This window comes from Pseudomonas sp. MPFS (assembly GCF_022537035.1).
Taxonomy (GTDB): domain Bacteria; phylum Pseudomonadota; class Gammaproteobacteria; order Pseudomonadales; family Pseudomonadaceae; genus Aquipseudomonas; species Aquipseudomonas sessilinigenes.
In genome coordinates this window covers 2,706,510-2,718,934 of the sequence record NZ_CP066123.1, presented here as the reverse complement: position 1 = coordinate 2,718,934, position 12,425 = coordinate 2,706,510, and the positions used below count along the sequence as shown (strand labels likewise).

Sequence of the window (12,425 nt, the reverse complement as noted above, 5' to 3'; positions counted from 1 at the left end):
AATTACCTTAAAAGCCTCTATAAATTAATAATTCGGCGTAAATATGAATGTTTGGCCGTAAAAATAGACTATATACAAAAGGCTGAGCATAAAGCCCTTCCTGGGTAAAGCTTTGAGAAAAACTGAGGCGGCTGGAAGCCCTTCTCATATTTTCGCATCGTTTCCAAACAAATATCTTTCTCCAGCATTTTTATATTTCTCAATCCTATAGCTGCCACAAGGTCACGCGACCTCGTGTACTCATCGAATTCTTTTTTTGGTATACATATGTTCTTTCCGTATTTTTTCCACATATCCTTCGGTGGTAGCAACTCAACAAAATCAACCTCTGCAAACATTTCCACCTTACCAACAGGAAGCGTAGAGTAAACCCATAGCCGAGAACCAGCAGGCAAATTCATGCTCCTCACTCTAAGTTCTACCGTTTTTTTTCCAGACAGTATATTTTCCACATGTCTAGGCTTGATGGATATAATTGCATCAATCATTAAAAGCTTCTCCAATAAGAACCTTTAACTTTTCAAAGCTTATTTTTTCAGGAGAAACAAGATTTGCATCACTGATCAACCCGAGTTTTTTTGCCCTCAAAAACGGGACTCTTCTATCAAATTCTAAAAAATTATCAAACGTAAACACATGCACCTTACCAGAACTATCAACAATACTAGCAAGCTCACCACGAGATAGGACACCCTGCCTATCCACTTTAACGGTTGCCTCATCAATGCTAATTACATCTGAGTAAGTGATTCGCGCAAACCCAATGAGTTCTTGAATGCTCTTACTACCAGAAACGTAAAAAGCAACAACCCCCCCTTTTTTAAAGCTTGACGCCTTAATAGATGAGCGAAAGTATGCTTTTTCAAGCAAAAGAACTTTGTCATGACTAGACAGTAGAGATAGCTGATTTTTGACATTCCCAATCAAGCCATTAGCAAAATTCTCTCGAATGGGAACCAATATACAGTCTCGATCAGAGGTCAATATAAATCTTGGCCCAATAACACTCTCAAAATCGAACCAGGAAAACACTTCAACTTTATTATTGGAGTCAGCAAGGCAAATCCCAGTATTTTGCAGCTCCTTTTTTGATGGAAGCTTTTCCGGCATAGAAAAACCACAAAGCGACTTGACATCTTTTGTAAAGCGCCCCCAGTTTTTTCCATCTAAAAACACAATACTAATTAATTTTACGAAGTGATCAGAAGACTTAAAAAAACCTTTCTTTAGAAGAGTTCCCTCTGTTAGATCTTGACCTTTCCCTATATAGAGATCCAAACGGTAAGAAAACCCACACTTATATCTCAAAGCCATTTCCAAGAAATGGTCTATAGCAGCAATAGATTGCGGGCAGCTTTCATCTATGTACAGAGCAGCCACTGCAACACCTTTTACCTTTAATGGCTTCTGAAAGAAGTAAACTCCAAATAGGCGACCATCCAATCGTGCTTCATAGACACTAGCTGCCGACTTAATAGGAGAGGCAGAAACTAACAAGTCAGCGATAGCATCTTGCAGCGAGAAGCCACCAAGGAAGCCTTTCACCTCATCCGTCAGTAATGAAATAGCAAACGAAAAATCCGAATTTAATGGACTGGAAACACCTGACAACTCACTATCATCTAAAATGATCTCATCAGGAGAAATAATTGCCATACCATACTTATCTTTAATTTCATCACAAGCCCTTAACAAGGCTTTTTCTCGCGTAATAAAACCACCTATGCCTGCCGATATACAATACCCCAAATGCATTAGGTCAGACTCATCATTCTGTGCGGACTTACGATTCGGTGCTCGCGCGGGAAAAACAATGGACTTTAAAGATTCGGCAATCCCAGCTATATCAAAATCGGCCTTCAGTTCAGGAAAAACCTCCGCCAACCTCAAAATAGGATCATCTGAAAAGTTAGCTGATTGACGTTCAAGCTCTTTTTTAAATTCAGGTGTAATACAAATTGAGAATCCACCCTGAAAACCAATCTGCATTATTTTTACTACTTTCTTATAACCAGGTCTTGCCTTGAACACATCAAGCAATAAATTAAGATCCAACGCATAAATTGGGCGTTCTAATACTGGCCCGATCGGCTGGACACCTGATTGCTCTTTACCTACCCCACCAAAAAGATCGTTATCTTCAAGCGCATACCCCCTAATATTTATTATTCGCTTCGTTGTCTCCCCGCCTTTAACCTGCCCATATACTGAAAAGCCTACTTTCTCCCAGAAACTATTGGCAGGTAAATCTGAGGCAACTCTTGCTACAATAGAGTGATAATTTTTACTACCTGCAAATTCTTTCAATGCATCTATTAGCTGTTTACCAACCCCATGTCCTTTAGTCGTTTCACAAGCGTATATCTGAAAGACCTTAAGGGTTGGCATAGTACCACCAAACATTAAATACCCTTTCAACATCCCCGCAGAATTAACGGCAATCCACAACTGCCCCTTCGAGGCCATTTGATCGTATGCTGAATTGGATAAAAAACCAAAAGCCCCCTTATTTTTATCCGCAATAGCAGAAACCTGAGCAACATAACCTAAAGTTTCATTAGATTTTTTTAAAATTGCATATTCCATTGCGAGCCAATATCCATTCTTATTTAACAAAAAATCAAACCACCTACGAGCACATTTGAAATCTTTTACAAATACAAAAATAGACTTCAAATGTGCCACCCACATCAATGTCATTCACATACAATCTTGACCACTCATCATATTGACCACTTACCTTCCTCAAGAAACTTAACTGACTAAGCGAGCCAAACGGGGGTCATAGAACACATCAGCAATCGACCCATCCCGAATTCGCCCTACCGCTTCATCAATTATATTGAGTGGTACGAGGAACCACTCTCTTGGTCTAACCGGATGACCGAAACGATCTTCGATGGTTAAGTCGAGCTGAACCCCACCGAACAAACGGTGAAATATTTTTTCCAGCTTAGTTCGGTTCAAATTATGCAACTTGTATGTGGCGACAACCTCCACATCGGCAAGCAGATAGGTCGTATCCTTTTCCGCATTAGCAATGCGCGCCTCCACTTTACCGCCGGTCACGCCGATTTTGTGGATCAGCTCGCGATGCTCGGCTACGTAGGGATGGTTGGACAGGCTGCGCAACACATAAATAGTGCCAGTCTCGATGTCGTCCGGCTCGGCTATGTCGCTGAACAGTGGGCCAGAATCTACCTTGATGAGCCGAGACCCGGCATGCCCGTCACTGTCCTTATAGAGCGCCCGCTGCAAGGATCGTAATAGCAGATCGCTTTCCGTCTCATTGGAGTAGATGACGCGCAAGCGCCCATTCGTCTCCGCATTCGGCGTCTTGTAGGTGTCACCCACCTCAGCGACATAGGCAATGAGTCCGCTCAGAATGAAGAAGTCCCCGGTCTCGATGCTGGCGTTCTTGCCAAAGGGCTTGGTTACCCACAATTGTTGCTTGAGGCCCGCGGCCACCTCATCAAACAGAGGCTTGAACTGCTCGAAGTCTTTACATGGATTCCGAGCGGCAATTTCTTCTGCCGCTTTTATTGCAGCACTGGAACGCACATGCCGCAGCACTGTGATGTCGTCCTGGTCGACGGACTCACTGCCGATGCCTAGCTCGGCGAGCAAGGCGTCTTCATCCAGATCATCCACATTTACCGCGGCTAGCGCAGCACCTGACAGTAGGCCGTGACTATCCAAGCCTGCCAGTAGGGTTTGTGCTTCTGGTAACTTTCGCAGCTGATCCAGGCGTACAGCGTACAACTGCTCAAAGATCTCGCGGTCTTCACCATGCAGTGGGGCGCGGCCATGGGCTTGATAGAAGCGCTGAATATCCTCGAAGCCAGCTATGATGCGTTCTTCGCGAGGAGTCCGAGTGGCTGTCTTTAGCGAGGGTACTTCTACCCCTAGCGCATTTAGCAGGTCGTCATCGTTCATTTTAGCCATTGGTGGATTCCTCCTGTGCCGCTTTGGCTTGGACGCGATAACGTGCGAACGCAACCACACCTTCAGCCATTCGTTTCTCCCAAGCATCGGCGGAGTTGATGTCTGGCAGCCGGCCACGCTCGTTTTTGAACTGCAGGGCGCGCATTGCTAGGTCTCGTGCTTCGTTTTCGGGAATGCTCACCTTCTTGGCAGCAATGCTGGTCTGCACCTGGCGCAGGGATTTTTCATCCATCGCCTTAGCAAGCACCGCATAGGCGGCTTCAAAAGGGTTGATACGGTCGATCAGATCAATGTCAAGCTCGCGCACGTTAACGAACTTGCGCACGCCTTCCAGTAGGGCGGTACTGCCTTGTAAGGTGTCACTCTCGTTAGTATCGGCCTGAGCCAACATCAACTTGGCCTGCTGGGTAATGTTCATGGCAGCAATGGCATGCTGGCGGATGGCTTCCTGGTCGACGTCGCTCAAGTCAGGGTAACGCTCGCGCACGATCTTGCCCATGCGCAGTTGGGTCAGCTCTTCGGGCAGGGTATTTTCCATGTCGAATAGGCCGCGTTCCAATACAGTTTTGTCCTGCAGGAAGCTGGTTACTACTTCGTTCAAGTCTTCTTTGCAGATGCGTGTGGCTTCTGTACTTTGCGGCGTGGTCAGGCCGTTGATTTCGACATGGTACTGGCCTGTGGCTTCATTGACGCCCAGGTTAATGCCGCCTGGTTGATAACCGTCTGCCCCGTAATTGAAACCCTCTTTTGGGCCCGTGTCTTTCGGGGTGAATTCATAGCGTGGGGCCAACACCTGCTCCATCAGTAGACTGGCAGAAATGGCCTTGAGCATATTGTTCACCGCCTCAGCTACAGCCGCTTGGTCGGCCATAGGCTCAGCGATCAGGTTGGTGAAGCGCGAGCGCTCCTTGCCCTCTGCATCACGCGTAGCGCGGCCAATAATCTGCACAATTTCAGTCAGGCTCGAACGGTAGCCAATGGTCAGCGCATGCTCGCACCAGATCCAATCAAAGCCTTCTTTCGCCATACCCAGTGCGATGATCACATCGACGTTGTCGCGGTTGTTCTTCTGCGCCGGGTCTTTCAGTGCCCCGAGCACTTTAGAGCGTTTGCTTGGGTCGCTGTCATCCACCAAGTCAGCTACTTTCAGCGTGCGGCCGTCCTTGGTTTTGATGAGGTGGAAGCCGGTGGCCGGTTCGACCCCCTGCCATTCGCCAAGCGCGCTCATGATCTCGTTGACCTCGCGCTCCTTATCTTTGAGGCTCTCGCGGGCATTTACGTTTGGAATGTGGACGATGGTTTTCAGTGCCGGGTCCAACACCTTGGCGACTGCATCCACATACCTCCCGGTGTAGAAGAAGTAGCCAATATCCAGCGACTTGAGCCAACGGTAGCCGTTGAGCTGCTCGTAGTAAGTGTACGTCACCGTCTCAAACTTGTTCTCTTCCGATGGGGCCAGCACGGCCTCGCTGTCACCACGGAAATAGGAGCCGGTCATGGCGACCAAGTGCACCTTGTCACGGTTGATAAACGCGCTCAGTTGGCTGCCTAGCTTGTTATCCGGGTTGGCGGAAACGTGGTGGAACTCGTCAATGGCAATCAGGCGGTTGTCGAAGGCTTCAACGCCTAGCTCTTCCACGGCAAAACGGAAGGTGGCATGGGTGCAGACCAGCGCCTTGTCGCTGCTATCCAGGAAGGTGCGCACGGCGTCTACCTTGGACTTAGCCACGCGCGGCTCATCAATCCCTGGGGCATTACACAAGTTCCACTGGGGAGCCACCACCCAGTCCCAGTAAAATCCATGCTGGCTCAACGGCTCATCGGCAAAGCTCCCTCCAATAGAGCGTTCGGGTACCACGACGATGGCTTGCTGTAAGTCTTGGTTATGTAGCTTATCCAGCGCGATAAACATCAGGGCGCGAGACTTGCCCGATGCGGGAGGCGATTTTATCAGCAGGTACTGTTCGCCGCGCTTGGTGTAGGCACGTTCCTGCATGGTACGCATGCCCAGCTCATTGGCCTTGCTGGACGCCCCTGTGTGGGCTGTAGCAATGGATACCGACGGCACTGTGTAGCTGTTGGTTGGGTTGGTGGTGTTAGTCACTGTGATTCATCCTCCATGAAGGTGCCGTCGCCTGCCAATTCCCGTTCAATTTGCTCAATGCTGGACAAGCTGCTTTGCAATTCGGCAGGCAGAGATTCGAGCAATTTGTATTCGGCAATATCCATGGGCTGGGTCTTATCACCCAACACATATTCAGCCACGATCTTGTTTTTGCTCTTGCAGAGCAAAAGGCCGACAGTCGGGTCAGCAGCACCAGGTTATACCCCCAGGGCAACTGTCCAACAGCCTGTTGGACAATTTCGGCATCCGACCAAGTCTCGGTAAAGGCGCGTATATACATCAGGTTGGTGCGGGAAAATCCCTTCATATTAGGAAAGGTGGTGCGTAAGTCATGTGCCAGCCGCTTGATCACCTTGGCCCCCCAACCTCTTTGTGCCTGGCGGATCAAAATATTGTTGCCGATCTGCCAGCACAGCTGTATCGCTAGCGCGGCGCTGTAGATGCGATCTTTGAGGTCGGCCAGCCAGTCACCGTAGCCTTCGGGTGGCATGGCGAGGCTAAAAGGAGTGTCACTCATGCCTTCTTCCCTCGCGTTTTTTCGGCACGGCCTTCGCTGTATTTGCCGCCATCTTGCTATAAAGATCAAATAGCTTTTCCAGTCGCTCAGTATCGTTTTTGAAACGGCGGCCGATATATACCCGCTCCAGTACTTCATCGTTGCGCTCATGCGCGCGGCGCAAGTTATCCGGCATTATGTCCGGGTCATAGAGGTCTGCGATGGTTGCGGGAAAATGGGCTTCGCGAGCCAATAGAATGGCATCGGCGCAGGCTGTAAGGTCGATCTTGTTCTGCTCGGTGAGCAGTGGTACGGGGAAAGTGTTCCAGCCAAGTAAGTTTGAGTAACGAATGTCCGTTTTCAGCTTTCCACAGACGGTGGAAATCCACACATGATGAATTCTACTGCTGATAAGAGCGAACTCATAGTTGTGCCCTTCAACAATTTGCATATGCGGGGCAATAACGAGGGCATCACTATCTAACAAACCTGCTGTAACATACTCTCTTCGCTCAGATAGGACTTGAGGTATAAATATTTTCTTCGCCGATACGTGCCTTCTTTCGGCAAAATACATTGGAGTGGCGCTTAGTTTGCGAGTTGCCTCTCGACTGCTTGCCGCGCGGTATTCTTGCACGCAATCAAATACACCTGAAAATTCTTTGCACTGGGCGTCTGATAGCGTAGTTGCTTCATCGATGTATATATTCCTGCGCACAATCCCCCTGATGAACTCAACACCACCTACAGCAATTTTGAAGATATCCTTATTTTTTGGATTGGCTCTGATGCTAGCTCTGTATCTGTCATCGGTAAATGTGAACTCACCATTATCGTTAGACATGCTGCCATAGCTCATGACAGAAATTTCTGATAATGGGGCCTGCCGTTTTGAAACAACAATATCTGGCATTGGAACAAGATATGGGCCAATGTTTCCAACACTACGCCTAGACTCACTGCCATATATATATCGTTCGGACCGAGCGCCGTCCCGAGCACAGCCTACGATGCTGCATGTAACGCCTGCGTTATTAGCTGCATTGTTCGACCACATAAAGCTTGGGTGGCACCAGTATATTTTCAGGCTATAGAATGAAAGAATATGAAGAATTATTTCAGCCTGCTCTCCTTGAAATAAACTGGAGGTCGTCACAAATGAGAAGGCGAATCTCTCAATTTTAGAGGTGTATTGTGCTGCCTTTAGAAACCAGCAGCCAACGTAGTCTAAGTTCCCGGAACTTATGCCTTCACTCTTAAACAGCGTCGCAATGTCGTCTTTTTGCTCTTTAGTCTGGTACTTTGTTCCAACGTATGGTGGATTCCCGCAAATGTATGTTTCTCCACCTTCGTTCGCGAATTCTATCTCCGTCTGATTGAGTGGAGTACTAAATAAGTCTTCTGCGAGTAATTTTACGCCCGTGCCTGTAGGAGGGCAGATGCTCAGCCAGTCCAGCCATAACGCATTACCGCAGATAATCCAATTTTGCGTATCCAGCGGTAGAAACTCCGCTAGCGCGTCTATCTGACCGCGATACAGAACATCGCATTGGAACTCGGCGATGATCAGTGCTAGCCGGGCAATCTCTGCCGGAAAGTCACGCAGTTCGATACCACGGAAATTGGTCAAAGGAATCTCACTGCCCAGATGTGGCTCACCTCGACGGCGATTGATCTCCGCCTCGATCTCACGCATCTGCTTGTAGGCGATGACCAGGAAATTACCGGAGCCGCAGGCCGGATCGAACACACGGATATGTGCCATGCGCTTGCGTAGGTTGAGCAGCTTGGCTCTGTTCTCACCGGCTGCGTCCAACTGCGCGCGCAGATCATCCAGAAACAGCGGGTTCAGCACCTTGAGGATATTGGGCACGCTGGTGTAGTGCATGCCCAATGCACCGCGCTCTTCATCATCGGCCACCGCCTGGATCATGCTGCCGAAGATATCCGGGTTAATCTTTTGCCAGTTCAAGTTGCCAGCGTGCAGCAGGTAAGTGCGCGCCATCCGCGTAAAGCGTGGCACCTCGGTGCTACCAGAGAACAAACCGCCGTTCACATAAGGGAAGGTGTTGGCCCAACTGGGCAGACGAGGCTGAGTATTAACGCGCTCAGCCTGCTTGATGTTCATGGCACGGAAGATTTCCGACAGCACCTGGTTGGTGTTAGATCCGTCGCGCTCGCTCCAACGTTCCACGGTGCGTGTGAACAGGCTATTGCCATCAAAGATATCGGTGTCTTCGGCAAAAAAGCAGAAAATTAGTCGCGCCATAAAGTGGTTCATGTCATGGCGGCGTTCGGCCTTTGCCCAGTCCGGGTTTTCGTTCAGCAGCTCGATGTACAGCTTGTTCAGGCGGCTGGTGGCGCGCACGTCGATGGGGTTGTCCTTGATCTCCTTGATGGTGGAAATGCCGGCCAGCGGTAGAAGGAAACCGAAGTGGTTGGGGAAGTCCGGGTAGTTGCAGGTGATGGTTTCACCCGTGATCAGTTCTTCGGCTTCCAGGGTTTGCCCGTCGGTTGCAAGGATAAACTTGGCTTTGGCTTTTGTACTGGCCGGGCTGGCGCGCAAGGCCTTGAGCGTTTCGCCCACGGTGCCAGGCTCGCATGAGGCGATATGAATGTTGCTGCGCAGTAGTACACCGCCGGGTACGTCCGAGGCGTTGTTGTTGCCGGCGCGCAGGCGCTTGAGCGCGGTTTCTTTGTTGCCGAATGCGGCTAGGAAAGTGAACGGAAACTCCGCCGCGTCATAGGGCTCAAGGGCCAGGTCCGATATGGCGGACTCAATTTCTACTGCATTCATGGTTTACCACTGTCCAGATCACTGATGAGCGCGTACGGCGACTTTGGTCGTTTACTTTTGGGGAGATGTCTAGCCCCAGAGGGTGCCGTAACGCCGCCAAAAAATTGGCACGACAAATACTTGAATTTCGAGCCAGGCCATATCAAGCGTGGCGAAAGTGGAGCTATTGGCCACGGCGATGACTACGTAGCAACTGAAATACAGCGACGCAGTTTAATGCAGGCACACTAGCAGTGACAGGAGAAAACTGAAGTCATTCTGAAGTCTAGTGGGACAGCGTTCAGAGTTAAAAGTAATAAAAATCATTGGGTTAAGGTCAACGCACCATCCAAGACGTGCAGCAGGCTAGCTACTTGGTCATTTACTTGGTCGCTTTGGCTGAGACCAGTCGACATTCCACAGTCGTCATGACGCGTAAGAGCACCGCAAGCAATCAAGCGTCGACCGGCTGCTCCTACAGTGGATCACCTTCGCTTAACTGAATGGCATTAGTGGCCTCGGGTTTATTGGCCCGCAGCCCCAGGGCTGCGCAATGTGAGCCTCACACCAACACCCCACTCCCCAACCCCACCAACTTATCCGGATTGCGCATGATAAAGACGCGATTCCCCCTTCCCCCCGCGTCATACCCAAAACTCACCGCCGCCACCACTTCCTCCCCCTCCCCCCGCAACACCACCCCACGCCCCCCATTGATCTCCACCTCCTGCCACTGATACTCCCGCCAGTACCGACTCAACGACTCCCCCACAAACGCCAACACCGCTTCCAGCCCATACAGCGTCTCGCGAATGGCACTCGCCTTACCGCCACCATCCGCACACAGCTCGACGTCTTCGGACAACAACGCCGCCAGCCCCTGGGTCGAACCACTGGCGATGGCAGCATGAAAGGCAGTCAGCAGTTCCTGCTGACGGGACGGTTCCGGTTGGTGGCGGACCTGGGCATTACCCAGGCTGGCTTTGGCGCGGGACACCAGTTTGCGGCAGGTGGCTTCCTGAACATCCAGGGCCGCAGCGACCTGGGGATAGTCCAGGTCGAAGATGTCATACAGCAGATAGGCAGCGCGCTCCTTGGGCGTCAGGCGTTCCAGCAAGAGCAGGAATGCGGTGGACAGCGACGAGGCCAGTTCATGGCTCTGTTCGGGGGATTCGTGGTGCAGGGTGTGGATCGGTTCCGGCAGCCAGGTGCCGATGTAGTCAACCCGGGCGCGGCGGGCGGAGCGCAGCAGGTCGATGCAGTGGCGGGTGCAGGCGGTGGTCAGCCAGGCGGCGGGGTTGGCGATGGAGGCTTGGTCGGCCTCCAGCCATTTGATGAACAGGTCTTGCACCACGTCTTCGGCTTCGGCGCGGGAGCCGAGGAGGCGGTAGGCCAGGCCCAGCAGGAAGCTGCGACGGCTTGCGAACACCGTCGCGTCATCGATTCGATCCATCCTCAGTGCCTCGACACCTGCATGCGATTCCACAGGTTGATCATGCCGATATCGGCCGTCAAGGCGGCGATCTGCGCGTCGCTGAAATGTTCGCGCAGGGCCGCGCGCAGCGGGCCGAAGTCGGTGCCTTCGTGCAGCACGGTGAGGGCTTCGGTCCAGGCCAGGGCGGCGCGTTCAGCGGCGCTGAAGTCGCTGACGTGGCGCCAGACCACCAGGCGGTCCAGGCGCTCGTTGCTTTCGCCGTCTTCCCGGGCTTCGCGGGTGTGCATCTTCACGCAGAAGCCGCACTGGTTGATCTGCGAGGCGCGCAGCACCACCAGGTGATGCAGCTTGCGATCCAGGCCATGGGCGTCGATCAGGCCGTGGATCTGGCCCAGGCTGTCGAAGATCTCGGGGATGGTTTGCAGCAGGTTGACGGCTTGGGTGGGGTGGCTGGATGACATGGGGTGGCTCCGTTATTTGAGGGATACACCGACATGACGGGCCAGCCGGGGGGTTTGTGACGGGGTGGCGGAAAAATAATTCGGGCGCCGATAACGCGATTCAATCCACCTGAGGATTCAGCGCATAAAACTCATGCAGCTTGGCCTGCAGCAGCTTCTTGTCCGGCAGTTGGGTCTGGTACTCGGCGATCAAGGCCGGTGAGAGTGAGCGGTTGAGGGCGTACTCGACCACCTCATCGTCCTTGCTGGCGCAGAGCAACACGCCCAGGGCCGGGTTTTCATGGGGTTTGCGCACCTGGCGGTCCAGGGCCTCGAGGTAGAAATCCAGCTTGCCAAGGTATTCAGGTTCGAAACGCCCGACCTTGAGCTCAATGGCCACCAGGCAATTCAGTCCGCGGTGGAACAGCAGCAAATCCAGCACGAAATCGCGCCCGCCGACTTGCAGGGGATAGCGCGAGGCGACAAAGCAGAAGTCACGCCCCATTTCGATCAGAAAGTCTTTGAGTTGCCGCACCAGCCCTTGATGCAAGTCGGCTTCGTTATGCCCCTGGGCCAGGTCGAGAAACTCCACCACATAGGCATCCTTGAACACCTGTAGCGCCTCGGGATGAAATTGTCTCAACGCTGTCGAGACTTTTGCCGGGCGGGTCAGCGAGCGTTCAAAGAGGGCTGATTTGATCTGGCGCTCCAGTTCCCGGGTTGACCACCGTTCCTGGATTGTCATGCGCAGATAAAACTCGCGCTCTTCTGGGCGTTTTCCTTGCGCAAGAATGATCAGGTTCTGGGTCCAGGATAATTGTGTCAGCAGTGCTGACACTTTCTCCTCGTCTCGATAAGCCTCATAGAACTGACGCATGCGGAACAGGTTGCGCCGGGTAAACCCTCGCAGCCCCGGCTGCTGCCGCGCCAGATAATCCGCCAGTTGCGGCACCACCCCATCGCCCCACTCCGCCGTCTCGATCTTGCGACTGATATAGGCACCGACCTGCCAATACAACTCCAGCAGCTCGGTATTCACCGCCCGCACCGCGCGTTGGCGCGCGGCGGCGATCATTTGCGCCACTTCGCTGAAGGCCGCATCGGTGGAAGTCGGCTTGGCTCCGGCGGGTTGAGTCATAAACAGGGCTCCGCTTGAAGGATTCAGGTCCTCATCATTGGACCTCCCTCCCTGAACGTGCAGTCAGCCG

The 12,425-nt window shown here is 51.9% G+C and carries 8 protein-coding genes and 1 pseudogene; all 9 read right to left on the bottom strand.

The window, feature by feature from the left end:
• Positions 1 to 68 precede the first annotated feature (68 nt).
• On the bottom strand, positions 69 to 488 hold the full coding sequence (locus I9018_RS12815) for an ASCH domain-containing protein (protein ID WP_241109672.1): 420 nt from the start codon (positions 486 to 488) through the stop codon (positions 69 to 71).
• Positions 481 to 2,700 (bottom strand): GNAT family N-acetyltransferase, encoded by a 2,220-nt coding sequence (locus tag I9018_RS12810; protein ID WP_241109671.1) that lies wholly within the window; start codon positions 2,698 to 2,700, stop codon positions 481 to 483. The genes I9018_RS12815 and I9018_RS12810 overlap by 8 nt, the downstream gene beginning before the upstream one ends.
• Positions 2,701 to 2,754: 54 nt before the next feature.
• Entirely contained in the window at positions 2,755 to 3,945 is a 1,191-nt protein-coding gene (locus I9018_RS12805) for a GIY-YIG nuclease family protein (protein WP_241109670.1), read from the bottom strand.
• Positions 3,938 to 6,049, bottom strand: coding sequence for a DEAD/DEAH box helicase (locus I9018_RS12800; protein ID WP_241109669.1), 2,112 nt, complete (start codon positions 6,047 to 6,049; stop codon positions 3,938 to 3,940). The genes I9018_RS12805 and I9018_RS12800 overlap by 8 nt, the downstream gene beginning before the upstream one ends.
• A pseudogene (locus tag I9018_RS12795) lies at positions 6,046 to 6,587 on the bottom strand (PDDEXK nuclease domain-containing protein). Before I9018_RS12795 ends, I9018_RS12800 begins: the two are co-directional and overlap by 4 nt.
• Positions 6,580 to 9,363, bottom strand: a complete 2,784-nt coding sequence (locus tag I9018_RS12790) for a DNA methyltransferase (protein WP_241109668.1) — start codon at positions 9,361 to 9,363, stop codon at positions 6,580 to 6,582. The pseudogene I9018_RS12795 and the gene I9018_RS12790 overlap by 8 nt, the downstream one beginning before the upstream one ends.
• 541 nt (positions 9,364 to 9,904) lie before the next feature.
• A complete protein-coding gene (sigJ, locus tag I9018_RS12785) occupies positions 9,905 to 10,795 on the bottom strand; it encodes an RNA polymerase sigma factor SigJ (RefSeq protein ID WP_241109667.1) in 891 nt (296 codons plus the stop codon).
• A gap of 2 nt (positions 10,796 to 10,797) precedes the next feature.
• Positions 10,798 to 11,238, bottom strand: a complete 441-nt coding sequence (locus tag I9018_RS12780; RefSeq protein WP_124346557.1) for a carboxymuconolactone decarboxylase family protein — start codon at positions 11,236 to 11,238, stop codon at positions 10,798 to 10,800.
• A 100-nt stretch (positions 11,239 to 11,338) separates the two neighbouring features.
• Entirely contained in the window at positions 11,339 to 12,355 is a 1,017-nt protein-coding gene (locus I9018_RS12775; RefSeq protein ID WP_085596365.1) for a PDDEXK nuclease domain-containing protein, read from the bottom strand.
• Between the last annotated feature and the right edge of the window lie 70 nt (positions 12,356 to 12,425).